General features: G+C 50.4%; 19 protein-coding genes. 9 read left to right on the top strand and 10 right to left on the bottom strand.

Annotation, left to right across the window (positions count from 1 at the left end; translation table 11 throughout):
- Window positions 1–6: 6 nt before the first annotated feature.
- Window positions 7–990 (bottom strand): alpha/beta fold hydrolase, encoded by a 984-nt coding sequence (locus CRG97_RS03410; RefSeq protein WP_098741763.1) that lies wholly within the window; start codon window positions 988–990, stop codon window positions 7–9.
- Window positions 991–1,139: 149 nt separating this feature from the next.
- Here CRG97_RS03410 and CRG97_RS03405 point away from each other — a divergent pair, with 149 nt between their 5' ends.
- On the top strand, window positions 1,140–2,051 hold the full coding sequence (locus tag CRG97_RS03405; RefSeq protein ID WP_098741762.1) for a hypothetical protein: 912 nt from the start codon (window positions 1,140–1,142) through the stop codon (window positions 2,049–2,051).
- Between the two features lie 248 nt (window positions 2,052–2,299).
- Here CRG97_RS03405 and CRG97_RS03400 read toward each other — a convergent pair whose 3' ends face one another.
- The 4 genes from CRG97_RS03400 to CRG97_RS03385 form a co-directional block, all read right to left on the bottom strand.
- Window positions 2,300–2,521, bottom strand: coding sequence for a YezD family protein (locus CRG97_RS03400; RefSeq protein ID WP_098741761.1), 222 nt, complete (start codon window positions 2,519–2,521; stop codon window positions 2,300–2,302).
- Between the two features lie 145 nt (window positions 2,522–2,666).
- Entirely contained in the window at window positions 2,667–3,530 is an 864-nt protein-coding gene (gene cysW, locus CRG97_RS03395) for a sulfate ABC transporter permease subunit CysW (protein WP_098741760.1), read from the bottom strand.
- A 13-nt stretch (window positions 3,531–3,543) separates the two neighbouring features.
- A complete protein-coding gene (gene cysT, locus CRG97_RS03390; RefSeq protein ID WP_098741759.1) occupies window positions 3,544–4,392 on the bottom strand; it encodes a sulfate ABC transporter permease subunit CysT in 849 nt (282 codons plus the stop codon).
- Window positions 4,393–4,430: 38 nt separating this feature from the next.
- Complete coding sequence (locus tag CRG97_RS03385) at window positions 4,431–5,507, bottom strand: sulfate ABC transporter substrate-binding protein (RefSeq protein ID WP_098741758.1); 1,077 nt, start codon at window positions 5,505–5,507, stop codon at window positions 4,431–4,433.
- A gap of 361 nt (window positions 5,508–5,868) precedes the next feature.
- On the opposite strand from CRG97_RS03385, the gene sleB reads away from it, so the two are divergent.
- Window positions 5,869–6,528 (top strand): spore cortex-lytic enzyme, encoded by a 660-nt coding sequence (gene sleB / locus CRG97_RS03380; protein WP_098741757.1) that lies wholly within the window; start codon window positions 5,869–5,871, stop codon window positions 6,526–6,528.
- A 204-nt stretch (window positions 6,529–6,732) separates the two neighbouring features.
- Here sleB and CRG97_RS03375 read toward each other — a convergent pair whose 3' ends face one another.
- Both CRG97_RS03375 and CRG97_RS03370 read right to left on the bottom strand, forming a co-directional pair.
- The gene (locus CRG97_RS03375) at window positions 6,733–7,641 is read right to left on the bottom strand and encodes a phosphotransferase family protein (RefSeq protein ID WP_098741756.1); all 909 of its coding nucleotides are present in this window, start codon (window positions 7,639–7,641) and stop codon (window positions 6,733–6,735) included.
- A gap of 186 nt (window positions 7,642–7,827) precedes the next feature.
- Window positions 7,828–8,892, bottom strand: coding sequence for a lactonase family protein (locus CRG97_RS03370; protein WP_098741755.1), 1,065 nt, complete (start codon window positions 8,890–8,892; stop codon window positions 7,828–7,830).
- A 235-nt stretch (window positions 8,893–9,127) separates the two neighbouring features.
- On the opposite strand from CRG97_RS03370, the gene CRG97_RS03365 reads away from it, so the two are divergent.
- The 4 genes from CRG97_RS03365 to CRG97_RS03350 all read left to right on the top strand — a co-directional run bounded on the left by CRG97_RS03365 (window position 9,128) and on the right by CRG97_RS03350 (window position 11,811).
- Window positions 9,128–10,288, top strand: a complete 1,161-nt coding sequence (locus CRG97_RS03365) for a copper amine oxidase N-terminal domain-containing protein (RefSeq protein WP_098741754.1) — start codon at window positions 9,128–9,130, stop codon at window positions 10,286–10,288.
- A 174-nt stretch (window positions 10,289–10,462) separates the two neighbouring features.
- On the top strand, window positions 10,463–10,846 hold the full coding sequence (locus CRG97_RS03360; protein WP_098741753.1) for a cytochrome-c oxidase: 384 nt from the start codon (window positions 10,463–10,465) through the stop codon (window positions 10,844–10,846).
- A gap of 146 nt (window positions 10,847–10,992) precedes the next feature.
- Window positions 10,993–11,403: a hypothetical protein gene (locus CRG97_RS03355; protein WP_098741752.1), complete on the top strand. Its 411-nt coding sequence runs from the start codon at window positions 10,993–10,995 to the stop codon at window positions 11,401–11,403.
- Window positions 11,404–11,601: 198 nt separating this feature from the next.
- Window positions 11,602–11,811 (top strand): DUF6199 family natural product biosynthesis protein, encoded by a 210-nt coding sequence (locus tag CRG97_RS03350; RefSeq protein WP_076322269.1) that lies wholly within the window; start codon window positions 11,602–11,604, stop codon window positions 11,809–11,811.
- Window positions 11,812–11,813: 2 nt separating this feature from the next.
- Here the strand turns inward: CRG97_RS03350 and CRG97_RS03345 are convergent, their stop codons facing one another.
- The 3 genes from CRG97_RS03345 to CRG97_RS03335 form a co-directional block, all read right to left on the bottom strand.
- Complete coding sequence (locus tag CRG97_RS03345) at window positions 11,814–13,217, bottom strand: DUF4179 domain-containing protein (protein ID WP_098741751.1); 1,404 nt, start codon at window positions 13,215–13,217, stop codon at window positions 11,814–11,816.
- Entirely contained in the window at window positions 13,210–13,740 is a 531-nt protein-coding gene (locus CRG97_RS03340) for a sigma-70 family RNA polymerase sigma factor (RefSeq protein WP_098741750.1), read from the bottom strand. The genes CRG97_RS03345 and CRG97_RS03340 overlap by 8 nt, the downstream gene beginning before the upstream one ends.
- 138 nt (window positions 13,741–13,878) lie before the next feature.
- The gene (locus CRG97_RS03335) at window positions 13,879–14,070 is read right to left on the bottom strand and encodes a hypothetical protein (RefSeq protein ID WP_076322272.1); all 192 of its coding nucleotides are present in this window, start codon (window positions 14,068–14,070) and stop codon (window positions 13,879–13,881) included.
- Window positions 14,071–14,299: 229 nt separating this feature from the next.
- On the opposite strand from CRG97_RS03335, the gene CRG97_RS03330 reads away from it, so the two are divergent.
- The 3 genes from CRG97_RS03330 (at window position 14,300) to CRG97_RS03320 (ending at window position 16,194) form a co-directional block, all read left to right on the top strand.
- Window positions 14,300–15,019 (top strand): MBL fold metallo-hydrolase, encoded by a 720-nt coding sequence (locus tag CRG97_RS03330; protein ID WP_098741749.1) that lies wholly within the window; start codon window positions 14,300–14,302, stop codon window positions 15,017–15,019.
- On the top strand, window positions 15,016–15,576 hold the full coding sequence (locus tag CRG97_RS03325; protein ID WP_098741748.1) for a TetR/AcrR family transcriptional regulator: 561 nt from the start codon (window positions 15,016–15,018) through the stop codon (window positions 15,574–15,576). Before CRG97_RS03330 ends, CRG97_RS03325 begins: the two co-directional genes overlap by 4 nt.
- Before the next feature lie 126 nt (window positions 15,577–15,702).
- Entirely contained in the window at window positions 15,703–16,194 is a 492-nt protein-coding gene (locus CRG97_RS03320) for a cytochrome c biogenesis protein CcdC (RefSeq protein ID WP_098741747.1), read from the top strand.
- Window positions 16,195–16,236 lie beyond the last annotated feature (42 nt).

Below are 16,236 nucleotides of genomic sequence, written 5' to 3'. Positions count from 1 at the left end.
CGTCCCTTACTCGATTTTTGCTAAAAAAGCTTCTATCGTTTCCAGTAACTCTTTAGGGTATTCCCCGTTAATTGCATGTGAGGCATCTTCAAATACGACCATCTCGCTATTAGGGTCTTTCAGGGAATCCATCCCCGTTTGATACGACTTTTCAGCATGGTGCATCGTCGATTGTCCAGCTAAAATACCGAGCACCGGTATCGTCAGCTCAGCTAATCGTTCCGGCTGGATGGCTTCCGGCATGGGCAGCTTGCTCTTGAATGTCCGCATACCGGTTTCGATTAATTTGGCGGTCGGGTCGCTGTCATCAACTTCAGCCCCGCCGGATATATAGCTGAGCATTTTCTCCCGGATCGGTTTGGGCACCATGGGCACAGACGCCGGAATGGATACCAGTATCATTTTCAGTGGAATGGGGCCAAACACATAGACAGGGTCCAGCAATATGAGCGAGTGAATCTTCTCAGGATGCTTGAGCGTCACATTCGCCGCACTCCACCCGCCGAACGACAGCCCTAATAGGTGGATCTCTGATTCCGGCAGCTGATCCAGCACTTGCCCTAACCATGCTGCTTGGTCCGCAGCAGTTTCAATCCGTCTGGTTTCTGTACTTAAACCCGGCTCTCCTATCAAATCAAGGGTATATACAGGCCGGTGTTCTAAAAAGCCGCTCAGATTGGCCTCCCACATGGGTGTAGCAGATCCTTTTCCGGGAAGCAGCAACAAGGGTGTTTTATGCGGTGTATCGCTCTCCCGGAACTTGTAGAGCTGCACCACGCCAAAATCGGTATTAACCTTAATCGATTCAACCGGTTCTGGTAAGTGATTCATCGCCTCATCATAAGCCACCGCATATTCCTTCTGCCCATCCTCTGTAACAAAACCGCTTAACGACCCGTCATCTCTGAATAGAAAGCCTATTACCGTCAGTATAGCTAGTATCGCAATGAGAATGCTACCCAAGATCACCCATCCTTTTTTTCGTTTCACTTCAATCCCCTCCTAAGGTGACTATAGGATATGACGTAACGTTATACGCAACCCCCTATGCTCTCCATAGCTGCCTGTTACCGAATCGGCTTGAAATCCCTCCCTTGTTATGCAATAGTGAAAGGTAGAATATTGAAGGAGGGGTCCGCTTGTCCCTTACGGAATGGATGGTTGATATCTTTGGCTCCTTGGACACGCTCGTGGCCGTGCTTCTTGCCACTGCAATATTTTCGGGCCTGTACATATACAGTGCATCCCGGCTATTGGGTGCACGCAAGGATTCACTCGCTCGCATTCGTCAGTCTTTAACGATTTACACCAGACTGGCTGGGCCTCTGGGAACCCTCATCAATCGACCGACCCGAACGGCTATCCCCGAAGATCTGTTGATCCGGCTTCTGCAGGAATGCAAATCCGCTGACCTGTTGACGCGGGAGCTCCACGAACAGATTGATACCTTTCTTAGTGATCGTGATGAATCCAGACTAACAACGCTTCACAAGCTGCTGGACCGCGAGATCAACAGACTTATGAAGGAGCGCGACGAACTGGTTGGGCGGCTCGAGAAACCCGGTTGGGGTATGGGGTTGTGGCTGCTCCTGAAACCTGCCGTACCTGCCCTTTCACTGGGTGCCGCGATCCTATGGACGACGATTCTCGTCCAGGAACTAAGGCAATCCTCTGCCTGGACAAACCCCGAGGTATGGTGTCTATGGCTCTCCAACATAATTGCCACGATCTCTTTTTACCGACTATTGATGGATTCCAGAAGAAGAACGCATGGTATGATCTATACCGTACTGCATCTGCTGATTGTAGCTTCAGCCCTGTTTAATCTGATCTGGAGCGAGGCCTCGCCTTATGTTTTGGCTACCCAATGCTTGCTGTATCTGGCGGGTTTCCGGGTTACAGCCACCCGCAAGCGCCGTGAACGGCCCTATGCCGGACACCCGGAGCTAATGGAACAATTCCTTCATCCTACGGGCGAGAATGACCCTCTTAGTGAGACGGGAGGTTCCAGCGACCCGGAGATCACTAACAGCCCTCTGCGATCCAGATAAGATAGCAACGACATGAATATTACGAGATACAGCCCGTGCCGAATTCAACGGCCGGGCTGTTTTTATATCTCCGCAATCCTGAATCCCTATGTTCATACAAAAAAAAGAACTCCCGCATGATTACCAAAACGCACTCCTATAGTCTACATCGGTTAACACTCCAGGGTGTTTCTCCAAAGTCTACTGGGTAAGGCGTACTTATGGCATCTAAGGAAATTCTTCTCTCGGTACTCGATAACCCTTTGGGATCATCTTGCATTCGTTCTTCGCTGTTGGCCGGATGCCCGGGACGGTCCTGACGTCTTGACCGCTCCGGAGGGCGTATTCTCAAAACGCTTGCGCTCCGTTCGTTCCATCTGAACGATTTGACCCTCATGCACTACAATTTGCAGCGAACCGAATTCCATGTCGTTCAGCAGGCTGGCTATGCGTTCGAGCCACATTTCATCCACTTTTAAAGGTTTAGCCATGGATACGCCTCCTCACCGGGCAAAGCCCAAATATATTTACTCATCCCCACAAATCGAAGTGACATTCTACCTGCACGTTTCCATTATTCATTCTTTTCCAACCTACATAGTATGAATTAACATTAGCATGGGTTGGAAACGACTGTCAATGGGCATTTTTTCGCGTAAACCAATTTTTCAGCAGCAGGGTTACGACGGCTAATAACAGCAATAATGAGGCCACCGCGAACGATGCCGAAAACTGATACTCATTGTACAAAATTTCGACATGAAGGGGCAGCGTATTGGTCTCGCCGCGGATATGGCCGGATACAACGGACACGGCCCCAAACTCGCCCATGGCTCTGGCGTTACACAGTATGATGCCGTACAATAGCCCCCACTTGATATTGGGCAGGGTGACCCTCCAGAATATTTGCCAGCCCTTGGCGCCCAGCGTTACTGCCGCCTCCTCTTCCTTCGTCCCTTGGTCTTCCATCAGCGGGATCAGTTCCTTTGCCACAAAGGGAAACGTGACAAATAATGTAGCCAGAACAATGCCGGGCACGGCAAAAATAATCTTGATATCATGGCTTTCAAGCCAAGGGCCAAACCATCCCTGCCGACCGAAGATCAGCACGAAGATTAACCCCCCGATCACCGGCGATACCGCAAACGGCAGATCCAGCAGCGTAATCAACAGATTTTTGCCTTTAAAACGAAACTTCGTTATGGTCCATGCTGCAATAACGCCGAATATCGAATTCAGCGGTACCGCAATAGCCGCCACCAGTAAAGTCAGCTGAAGCGCAGATAGAGCATCAGGATCGGATAAGGCCGCTACATAGACCTCCCAGCCCTTCTTAAGCGCCTCGGACATCACCGTAATCAGAGGCAGCACAATAAGCCACAGCAGCACAAGCCCAGCCAAGCTTATGAATGTCCATTTCACCCACGGCTTCTCCGCTGCCGCCGGAGAGGACGGCGTGTTTCGTTTCGCTGCAGGAACGGCAGGTACAGTTCCAGCCATTAGTATCCCCTCCTTAACGGGCGGTTTTCCGCGTCCAATGTTGTAGTATATTGATGCCGAGCAGCAGTGCGAAAGAGATGAGCAGCAAGATCAAGGCAACCGCCGTCGCGCCGGCATAATCAAACTGCTCCAGCTTCGTCATGATTAACAGCGGCGCAATCTCCGTCTTCATCGGCATATTCCCCGATATGAAAACCACGGAGCCATATTCACCGATGCCCCTGGCAAAAGCGAGCGCAAATCCGGTCAGCAGCGGCGGAATCAAGGTCGGCAGAATGATGGTGCAAAACGTGCGCCATCGGCCTGCCCCGAGCGTTGCAGCCGCCTCTTCCGTATCCCGCTCCGCGTCCTCCAGCACCGGCTGTACCGTCCGCACAACGAACGGTATGCCGATGAACATAAGGGCCAGCGTGATGCCTAAGGGAGAGAATGCCGCCTTGATCCCCAGCGGCTCCAGCAGCGATCCGATCCAGCCGTTAGCGGAATAGATCGCGGTTAAAGCCACCCCTGCTACTGCCGTTGGCAGGGCGAAGGGCAAATCGATAAGGGCATCCCACAATTTTTTGCCGGGGAAATCATACCGCACCAGCACCCAAGCCAGCAGCAGCCCCAGTATCGTATCCGCGAATGCGGCCAGCGCCGCTGTCGTCAGACTAACCCGGTAGGAGGCCAGCACCCTCGGATCGGTTGCAACCGACCAGAACTTCTCCCAGGTTAGTCCGGTTTGATTGAGAAGCAGCGCCGACAGCGGCACAAGCACAACCAAGCTCATATAAAGGACGGTCAGTCCCATGCCGATTCCAAAACCCGGGAGTACGCTGCGATTGTTTCTGCTTTGCTTTTGTAAGGGGAGTACTGCCATATCCACTCATCCTTTCCTGCCTTCGGCGGTTATGCCGATCAGCTGCCTGGCACGTAAATCTGATTAAAGATGCCGCCGTCATTGAAATGCTTCGTTTGTGTCTCTTCCCATGTTCCAAACACGTCCTTGAGCGTAAACAATTCGATAGCCGGGAATTTCTCCTTGTACTTGTCAGCCACGCTGGCAAGCGTTGGACGATAGTAATTCTCCGCCGCAATCGTCTGCCCCTCTTCACTGTATAGATATTGCAGGTAGGCTTCCGCTACCTCGCGGGTCCCACGCTTGTCAACGTTCTTATCCACGACGGCAACCGGAGGTTCCGCCAAAATACTGACGGACGGATTCACGATCTCGAATTTGTCCGGTCCCAGCTCGTTAATCGAGAGATAAGCTTCATTCTCCCAAGCCAGCAGCACGTCCCCGATTCCGCGTTCTACAAAAGTGGTTGTTGCACCGCGGGCTCCGCTGTCCAGCACCGGTACGTGGGTGAATAGCTCTTTCACGAATTCCTGTGCCTTCGCTTCATCGTTATTGTTTACCTTGAGTGCATAGCCCCATGCCGCCAGGTAGTTCCACCGTGCGCCGCCGGAGGTCTGCGGGTTCGGCGTGATGACCTCCACGCCCTCCTTGATCAGGTCCGGCCAATCTTTGATGCCTTTCGGGTTGCCTTTGCGGACGAGGAAAACGATGGTTGAGGTGTAAGGCGCACTGTTATGCTCAAACTTGCTCTCCCAGCCTTCATTGATCAATCCGGCCTGACGGATCGCATCGATATCGTATCCGAGGGCCAGTGTCACCACATCCGCCTCCAAACCGTCGATAACCGAACGGCTTTGCTTGCCTGAACCCCCGTGCGATTGCTTAAATGTTACCTTCTGGCCTTGTTCCTTCTCCCAATGCGCCGCGAATGCTTTATTGTATTGGTCATATAACTCTCGGGTCGGATCGTAAGAAACATTGAGCAGTTCCACGCTCGGCTTGCTTGAACCCGAAGCAGGCGCGTCTCCATTGGCGGTTGCGACTGTCTCTGTTTTCTCTGCACCGCAAGCTGCAAGTGCCGCCGTCAGCATCACTGTTAATCCGATGAGAACCCCTTGCTTCAACACCTTTTTCATATGGATCACTCCCCCTATTATTCTCTACTAAACAGGCCGTATGGCAAAAAAAGACGGAGGAAGGCTCATCAGAACAGAGTCAAGCCGGTTTGCAACCGTGCCTGCTCTTAGTCTTCGAGCGTTCCTCCGTCGATACGGTGAGAACAATATATTATAATTCCTACCTGTTTAGTATGTTATGTTGCTATTGTAATAAGTCCCTCTCCTGCTGTCAAACCTTTTTTTCAAAAAATTTCAAGTTTAGGACCACACGGACCATAGAACCATTTTTGGTGCAACGAACGCAGTCACGGCGCGGATTTCCATTTACTGATGGTTGTATGAACCCGCTTCCAACCTTATAATTCTACCCCAAAGGGAGTTGATCACCATAAGAAAGCCAAATCGAAAAATAATTTCTGCTCTTTTCCTTAGTATTCTGCTGTTCATGCCTGCATTTGCCCAAACGACGGAGGCAGCTCCGGTGTTAAAGCCTGGCAATGAAAACGGGGATGTCTGGGAGCTTCAATATCGCCTGAAAACGCTGGACTTCTACACGCAGCCGCTGGATGGCAAATATGGCGCAAACACGAAAACAGCCATTATCCGTTTCCAAAAAGAATACGGTGTGCCAGCCGATGGAGTTACCGGCGCACAAACCTGGAGACAGCTGAAAAAATATACGTTAAATCAATCCGAAATGGATGTCATGGCCAGAGTCATTTATAGCGAAGCCCGCGGTGAGCCTTACAAAGGACAAGTTGCCGTCGGGGCTGTTGTCATGAACCGCATTCAATCCAGCGAATTTCCGAATGATATTCGGGGCGTCGTCTTTCAAAAAGGGGCCTTTACAGCCGTAGATGACGGACAATACTGGTTGACTCCGAACCGGGCCGCCTATCTTGCCGCATTGGATGCCGTTCGCGGCTGGGATCCGACTTATGAATCCCTTTATTATTTCAATCCGAAAACAGCAACCAGCAAATGGATCTGGTCCAGACCGCAAGTGCTGCAGATCGGCAATCATATCTTTGCGCATTAATGATTCATCGAATGAATCTTTAAACCAATGAATTCGCAATTAACTTCGTTAAATATTTATAAAGAAGCAGCTTGAGACCAAATCCACGGCCTTAAGCTGCTTCTTCTACTGAATAGATAATAACTTCTGTGACAATGATTCAATCTATCTCTTATACCTGCCACGACTACTATCACTAGAAGGCATAAGAGTCCAGCCTTTTACCTAGATGTAAGTCAACAATTGGTTGGCGTTACGTCTCATATCCTCAAGACGCTGTCTGAATGCACTGTAGGCGATATGATCCAAGCCGATGTGAATAAGGCAGCATAGCAGACGGTCTTCCATCTGCGGGGGCCGGTCTCCGTACTTATCCCAGTGGCGTTCTAAAATTCCCTCCAGATCGATGTCCTCCCATTCCGGATACCAGGTCCACCAGTACAGAAGCCAAGCTATGTCATAGAGAGGATCGCCATAGAATGCATTGCCCCAGTCGATGACCCCGGACAACTTCCCATCACTCACCAGCACATTTCGGTTCAAAAGATCACTATGAACAATTCCCCGATACTCTTGAAGCTGCGGTAAGAGCTGACGCAATCTTTCGATGCCGGCGTCGAAGATCTTCGCCTCGTAAGGCGAAGCATCCAGTCGTTCGCGCCAGCCTGGCAGCCGGTCTCTTGGCTCAGCAACAGAGAGAAGCCAGGCCCCCCAGCTGGGCCCCGCCCCCTCAGGGTGCCAAATGCCAGCTTTCTGTGTAGCTGCGAAGTCAAACTTCTGAAATTCATGAAGAGCGTCTATCAATTGCGGCAGTACTACCCGAATCTCAGGCCCGCTCAGCTCATCGAGATGCTTTCCCGGTACCAGCCTGGATACAGCATAGTAGCCGCTCTCCGTCTCGCCAACCTCAAGAACCTTCGGGATCGGAAGCATTTCGGAGGAATAGGCACCCATCGCCCGATCCTTCTCGAAATCACCAGAATAAGCCCCGAAGCGAATAACCATATCTTCCCCATCGAGGATGAAAGAATAGGCACTTGACCAATCCCCGGAAGCGAGAGGGGTGAGATTCGCTGCGCGTTCACCAAAGCGGGCCTCCACAAAACGGCCCGCCGCCCGTATAAAGTCCTCCATGATGCTCCTCCTTATGAATGATGCCTTGAATTCGGTATACTGTTAAATCATACGCCGCTCTTCTATTAACCTTGCTAAACATGAACAAAGGGCCGCACTCGGCAGCCCTTCTGTCTAATCTAAGATTCCCCGCACCAGCACTCATTTGGGCTATAAGCTTCATTCATTCAGCCCATCTAACAGCTCTTACGCCTTTGCCTTCTCCACGGGACAGATGCATACCGGGCGCGTAACTTCTAGTGTATAACCCGTAGATACCAGGTTGCCCGTGTCCGGATCGATCCGATAACTTGCGATCAAACCATTGTCCTGATTCGCCGCCAGCAGGAAGCCATCCGGCATGATATTGAAGTGGCGCGGCGTTTTACCACCGGAAGACACCCAGTTGACGGCACGGAGCGTACCGGTCTCCTGGTCGATTACATATTGAACGATGCTGTCATGGCCCCGGTTGGAGGCGTACAGATAACGGCCGCATGGAGATACCAGCAGATGGGCCGATGTGTTGTTATCCATCACTACGTCTTCTGGCAAGGTCGATATATGCTGCAATATTTTCAAATCCCCAAATGTTCCATCGTTTGCGTAAGCCGTTACCGTACTGTTCAGCTCGTTCGTGCCATACACCCACTTGCCTGATGGATGAAAAGACACATGCCTCGGGCCCGAGCCTGGCGGCAGACTGATCTCGCGGTGGGTCACCAGCTTGCCTTCCTCCAGCCGATACAGGTTCACATCATCCATGCCCAGGTCACTGACCACGATATACTTGCTGACGGGGTCTTCAAATATCGAATGCGGATGCGCTTCGGATTGACGGTCATCGTGAAGACCGCGTCCGCTGTGCTTGATCTTGGAGGCCAGCTCTCCAACCCGGCCGTCCTCTTCTAATGCCAGCACCGATATATGTCCATCGCTGTACCCTGTCGTAAGCAGATACTTCCCGTCCGATGTACGGGATACATGACATGCACCGGACGAGCCGGTAGACTGAACGTTCAGCAGCGTTAATTTACCGGTTACCAGATTGGCCGAATAAGCCGACACATCGCTTTCGCCCTTCTCGCTCGCTGCATACAATACAGAGATCGAATCATCGAAATCCAGATAGGTAGGGTTTTCTATACCAGCCGTACCACCTAAGAGACGCAGCTCCCCAGTACCTCGATCCATCGCCCCCCAATGAATTCGATTCTCTTCCTCCGAACCATAGGTTCCTATGTAAAATATCAGTTCCTGTCCTGCTGTCATGTGATCCACTCCTTTGTCTAATGAATGATCCGGTGAACCGGTCTAATCCTTATTATGTATTACCCATCAGGGCTCCGCGCTTACCGCCTTTTTTCAATTCGATCCGGCAAGCCGTCCCGCGTTGCTCTACCAATTATTACTCATAAAGAAATGTATTGCTAGCATTGGTTTTATCATGTACGATTACCACAATTACCACTCTATTCTATCATTCGTTAAAGGAGATGACAGCCAATTGAAGAAAAAAATCAGCCTACTGACGATCGCTTTCCTGTTCCTGCTCGCTACTGCGGCGCAAGCGGCTCCGGCAAAGAATCAAGGGAATATCCGGGTCTACCTCGATAACCAGGAAATCAAATTTCAGGCAGCGCCTATTATGAAAAATGGAGTCACCTTCGTGCAATTCCGCCCTCTGTTCCAGGCCTTGGATTATAAAGTCAATTGGAACAGCACGAATAAACAGGTGACGGGTACATACCTCGATCAGAAGCTGCAGATGACCATCGGACAGAAAACCGCTTATGTCAATGGTGCAAAAACCACGCTTCAGATTGCCCCATTCACCGATGGCGGCAACACCCTGGTTCCCCTTCGTTTCGTAGCTGAAGCCACCGGACTGCCCGTGAAGTGGGATTCCAAGGCACGTACCATCAAGATCGACCGTGAGGGTGCAATTGATAAAGCCACCGATGAGGTAAAGAAGCTTTACCATACAATTGAAGAAGCTGGAAGTGCCAAGAAACTAGATGCTGTCATGAGCGCCTTCCATCCGAAATCTCCTATTTTTGCGGAAATTCAAGAAAATTATCAGAACCAATTTAAGAACGATCTGCACGTATCTGCTGACGTATGGGAAGTAACGGTAGCCGGAACGTCGATCCATGCCTACACCAGCGTGACCCTCGACCGCACCGGCGGACCTTTTGCTTGGGATGCTACACTCCATTATGAGAATCTCTTGAAGAAAGATGCTTCGGGAGCATGGAAAATCTATGATCTGGTCCATTACGAGACGGAATATCTGGTCGTAGATGAACTGCTGGAAGCTCGTCCGGAAGTGCCGGCAGCGGATCAAACAGCCATCGTGGCTACCATTGATACCCAGTCCAAGGGCTTCAATGAGGAGGATGGTCCGCTGCTTATGTCGGTTATTCATCCGGAATCGGCCTACCACGAGATATTCCAAACCAGCATTGCGGAAGGCATCTTCGATGAGGTGAATTTCAACATCAAGTCCGAGGAGATTCGGACGGTCTTTTTCCAAGGGGAAGACGCCGTTGTCTATGCCAAAGAAAGCGATGATGCAGACGGTGAAATCATCCGTTCGACCTCTCTTTACTGGCTCAAGAAAGCCGAAGGCAAATGGCTGATCTATGATGTACTGGAGCTTGAATAGATCATTGCATAACGAATGCGTACAAATGAACCGTGAATTTCCCGGCGAGGGAGTTCACGGTTTCTTTTTTTGCTGGCTATAAAACATCGGTCTTCATTAAATCTTCCTCCCTCTTGGTCTACTTCACCATAGCTGACATATATCATAGTAGTAATCCATAAGAGGAGGGGTTATATGGGTGTTAAATTAATCAAGATCGCTGCTGTATACTTCGTACTGGGGATATTGCTCGGCATGTACATGTCGATCTCCCACAGCTACGATTACGCCACAGTTCACACACACGTCAACCTTCTGGGCTGGGCATCCCTGGCTCTTGCAGGTGTTATTTATGTTCTGTTCCCCGCAGCCGGAGAATCCACCGCAGGCAAAGTGCATTTCTGGCTGCACAATATCGGTCTGCCTGTCATGATGATCGGTCTCGCACTGCTGGTAAGCGGTATGGAATCGGTAGAGCCGGTCATTGCCGTTGGAGGCGTTCTGGTAACGTTGGGCATTCTGGCTTTCCTCTATAATGTGCTAACCCATGTTAAAAGTACGCATAGAAGGAAACGCTGATTTTGGGCTCGGATCCTCAAGGAATCGCCTCTATTTGGCGGTTCCTTCTTCATGTTTCATGCGCCTCTTTCATCGGAAGATGGGTCATAGTTACCGACTAATGGGTATAAGTAGATACCTTTCTCTTCGAAGGAGGCACCATAGACATGGAAACAAACTCAGCAATTGAAGTCCAATTTCACTGCCGTCAGTGCCAAGCGGATATCGGGGTTACGTTCAAATCAGAACAGTTCACCACGGTACTCTGCCCGCAGTGCGATTACAGCTATTCACTCATGAGACCAACCATTGGGGAAGAGATCCTGCTGGATTGGGAGAAAGAAGCCGTATTCCAAAAAATCCGCGCGGATCAAACCGAGCATGACAAAATGGAGCTGATGCTCCTCGTCATTAAGGTCGTCGAGCTGCTGACCTGGCGGGATGAAGGAAATGGCCATATCCGCGCCATCGAAACGCTTCGTCAATGGCTGCTGCTTAACGGGGTGCCCAAAGCGCTAATTGAACTCCTGGATGCTAAGGGACCTGAAGGCAGCTCCACTACCGAGCATAGGGAATAGTGTAATCAAGCCCATGATTCAAGATATCATAAATGAAAAAAAGAACCGTCCTCCGGCCAACATGGCCGGGGCGGTTCCTTAATCGTGTCCTCAATTCTGGAGCATAACATTAAATGAGAATGCTCTATTATTTACATATGTTGGAACTTTGTTAATTAACCATACGTATTATCTCTAAAGAAAGGAGCTGACTAATCCATGTTCAACTTCATTTTTATTGCCTTTATGGGCATCGTACTCATCGCGATTGGTCTATACGCCATCAGAAATCCGCATTCATGGTGGTTCAGAAGAACAAGGGATGATATTGAACTCAGCGATTTGAGAATATGGTATCTAAAATTCGCTGGCAAAATGACCATCGCATTCGGCGTTGTAGTTATCCTGATGAGCTTTCAGCATCTCTAAATTTATTGAATCGGCACCTCGAATGCCTGCTCCATAACTCCGGGGTAGCTGCTAAACGTAAATGTGAGCGGCTGCGGATAATCCCCAGGTTTAAGGTGGATATACTGCGTGATAAGGCTTACGTCGGTATCCGAAGAGGATCGGGACGAGGAACTGAGCCCCCCTGCATCTTCGTTGATCCTATGCTTTTTCCCCTCTCCATCCACAAACTCCGGCTCAATCGATACACTGCCCATATGCCGGTCAGTCTGTTCTTCGTATTCAAATGTCAGGGTATGCCCCGTGTACTCTCCGAACCGAAGGTCGCCGTCCGGTGAACGGATGACCTCCTTCTTATCCGTATCCACCACGAGTTTCATCTTCGAGGGGTCCACCGCCTGGAATCCGCTTGCTTTCAGCGTGATTGATTCTGGCTTCTCCAATATATTGCTGTCGAAGAAGTAAGTCATATCCCCTCCCCCGGCACCGGGTAAGAATGCGGAATCACTGTTCAATCTGATCTTCTCGCCGTTAACCACAGCTTCCAAATACACATCCCATAAGCCGGTTACCTTCATCGTATTACTGGATGGGACGTTCGCTTTCAAGACGATTCCGGCAGGAGACAATACAGCTTCTTTCAAATAGAACCTCTGGCTCTCAATCTGCAGCATTTTGTTGAGCGGAACGGTGCTGGTATACTTCTGAACTGTCTCCATATCAACGGATACGTTAATATCGAGCACCTGCTCGTTCTCTGTAGCGGATTCATAAACCGTATTCGTCGAATAGGGGGCGATCCTAAAAGATAATGTCAGTTCCTCAGGTATAGGGTGATTCTCGCCCATATGAATGTCTGATCGGGAGTGGAACAGCTTGCCAGGGCCGGGCTTAATCTCGGTTCCACCCGACGACCCGATACTATAAGGCAGCGATTCGCTGGATCCCCGGCGCTTCATCTCCACCCTCTTTAAGTCTGCGGGATTCTCCGCATGGTTCTGGACCGTATAGAACACCTCCATCTGCTGGGAGCCTACAAGTATCCCGTTCACCGTTACCGTATAATCCCCCTTGGTCACCGATTGATTAACCTGCTGAATCATGCCATGTTTATTAGCCGAATTTAAAGTGATATCTTCTCCGAAATCAAACCCGGTCAATGGCGGATACGGCCCTTGAGCCGCCATTTGCTTTTGGGGATTCACCAGCCCTTCGTTCCCGCTCCATACTACGAATAGCAGCGCAGCCGCTACAGTTACAAGCACGGCAGAGACGGTAGCCATTCGTGCCCGGCCCCGCTGCGTGCGCCGTCCTCTTCGCATCCCGCTTCGCACCGCCGCGTCCAATGCTTCATCGGATACAACCGCGGAGATGATCTCCGCGTCCCTATTCATCTCCTTCAGCATTCGCTCTTCCTTCTCAAACATGGAATATGGCACCTCCTAGCTCGATTTTTTGCCGAAGCAGCTTTAATCCTTGATACAGCCGGGTTTTGACTGTACCCTCCGGAACATCGAGAATCTTGGCGATATCACTGATCGTCATGTCCTGATAATATTTCAAAATCAGCACATGGCGGTATTTGGGCTTCATCCGGCTGAGCGCACGCTCCAGATCCAGCTTGCTATCGCTGACCATCTCGGCAGCCGTTTCCCGGCTGCGAATTTCTTCAACCGGAACCATGCGCTTTTTTCGTTTCTGCTCATCCACGCAGCAGTTAATCAGGATCCGAATGAGCCAAGGAACAAATGCCTCCGGATGCTTCAGCTTCCGGCACTTCATCCACGCCCGGCATACCGTCTCCTGCAATACCTCCAGTGCGTCACTCTCGTTATGCAAATAACTGTACGCAATTCCGTATAGGCGCCTTCGGTGCTCCGTAACGAGTGCATAGAACGCTTCCTCGTCCCCTCTGCAGGCAGCAGCCGCAAGCTCTTTATCTTCCATCATCCGATTACCCTTCCCCTCCGACCTACCCCATTTGTATTCATCTCTGTATATAAGACTGCGAAGCGATTCAAACGGTTTTTTTTATTTTCCACACAAAAAAAGTCCGCCCGGGCAGGCAGACTTGAACGTATCTCTTGATTAACTTCGTTTTCTGCGTCCTTTAAAGAAGTAATGGTATCCTAGATATCCGATGCCGCATAACAGCAGCATAAGCGCAGAAAGCCAGATGACAGGAAGCAGATATGGCGTGTGCTGACTGGCTACATACAGAAGTACCGCGGAGAAGGCATACATCACCATCAGAAGTACGATGCGTTTGAAAATATCCATGTCGTCCGCCCCTCACCCTTCATCTCAATAATCTACATTTTTTTCCGTATATCTATCTTTATGGTAACTCAAAATAATGAAAATTGCACTCAAAATTTGGTAAATTTATAAAAAATTTAGGGGTTAAACGGGCCTATTCATGAAAATGTTAAAATTCAGGCTTGATAAAACTAATACCATTAGTTATTATACTAATATGATTAGTTTTGAATGAGAGGGGAACTGTATTATGTTAATAACAACGATTGAACACGTGACTCAAATTTCTTTTCTTCCTCGTCTTTTCCCGGTAAATGTCTATCTTGTAGAAGAAAACGACGGGGTTACGCTGATTGATACAGGTATGTCATTTTCCCAAAAGGGAATTCTTCAAGCGGCAGCCGCTATAGGAAAGCCCATCACCCGGATCGTGCTGACCCATGCTCACGGCGACCATGTCGGGGCGCTCGACGGGTTAAAGAAAGAGCTTCCGAATGTTTCGGTTTACATCTCGCGGCGTGATGCGCTGCTGTTAAAGGGAAATGCCGAGCTCCAGCCTGGAGAGCTGCAAACTCCGATTCGCGGAGATATTCCCAAGAACATAACCACCGTTCCGGATGTGCTTCTGGGTGACGGGGATTCCGTTGGTTCGCTCAAGGCCATCGCCACTCCCGGACATACGCCGGGGCATATGGCATTCCTTGATGAGCGCAGCGGTATCCTGGTAGCCGGCGATGCTTGGCAGACACGGGGCGGATTAGCCGTATCCGGTGTGCTCAAGCCCTGGTTTCCCTTCCCTGCCATGGCGACCTGGAGCAAGGAGCTTGCTCTGGAAAGCGCCAAAATGCTAACCGCACGGAAGCCCGCCGTTCTGGCTGTCGGCCATGGACGGATGCTAAAGAATCCGGCGGCTCCCATGCAGCAGGCCGTTGCGCATGCGGAATCTATTATGAGGAGGAATGCAAAATGAGTCCGAGACCCGGAATCGACCGGCTTCAACTGCTTCAAACCGCTGCCGAACTAGCGGATCAAGATGGGCTTCATACCGTAACCTTGGCCGCACTTGCAGGTAAGCTGGGCGTTCGGTCGCCTTCCCTGTATAACCACGTAGACGGACTGCCCGGTCTGCATGCCGCCCTGATGCTGTATGGCCTCCAGACATTGCATGATCGGCTGCTGAAGGCTGTCGCCGGCCGGTCAGGCGAAGATGCCCTGCGTTATGTATGCCTTACCTATGTTGACTTTGCCAGATCTCACCCCGGATTATACGAAGCCGCATTGCAGCCTCTCCGTCCGGAACAGCAGGAGACGCAGCAAGTAGGCAATCAGATTGTCGAGCTTCTGCTCCAAATCTTAGCTCCTTACCAGCTCAGTGAGCCGGAGGCGCTGCATGCCGTGCGGACACTTCGCAGCCTGTGCCATGGCTTCTCATCTCTGGAACGTGGGGGTCAATTCGCCATGGATCTGAATGTAGATGAAAGCTTGGATTTTATGATCCGGATTTTCATCGATGGACTCCAGCCTTAAAGACTGCCGGCGCTAACAGCACTGCTCCTCCCGAGCCTGCCTGATTTTGCCTGGCATCAGAATGTGCTATAATCAGAAGGCAGCACATTGTCATGTCATTTTATTTATGGAAAGAGGTTCTGAATTGTGGTTAATTTCGATTCCCCAATTCTTCAGATAGGCTCTACGATTGTGATGCTGGTTATGGCACTGACCGTTATTTTCATTCGAATGAAAGCGAGTCACCGACCCGTCACCGTCAAGAAGATCATCATCCCTCCGCTAGCGATGAGCACCGGGTTTCTGATGTTCGTTGAGCCGCAAGTACGCATCCCCATATGGTGGGCGGGAATTGCCTTTCTGGTAGGCTGGTTCATCTTCTCCTATCCTCTGATTCGCAGCACCAAATTCGAGAAGGTCGATGGCCAGATTTTCGTGCAGAAATCGAAAAGCTTTATTTACATTCTGCTGGGCCTGCTGGCTATCCGACTCCTGCTTCACGGATACATCGAGCAGCATATTTCCATCCCGCAGACCGCGGCGTTGTTCTTCATGCTGGCTTACGGCATGATTGTCCACTGGCGCATTTCGATGTATCGCCAGTATCAGCAATTTACGACACCAGAAGCGGCTATATAGCGGACATGTTCCATCGTTAACTATATAAGTTGAACTAAAGAT

Origin of the sequence: Paenibacillus sp. EZ-K15, from assembly GCF_002573715.1 — a bacterium.
Lineage (GTDB): Bacteria > Bacillota > Bacilli > Paenibacillales > Paenibacillaceae > Paenibacillus_AQ.
The sequence above is the reverse complement of the archived record's forward strand: the minus strand, read 5'-3'. Positions and strand labels throughout refer to the sequence as shown.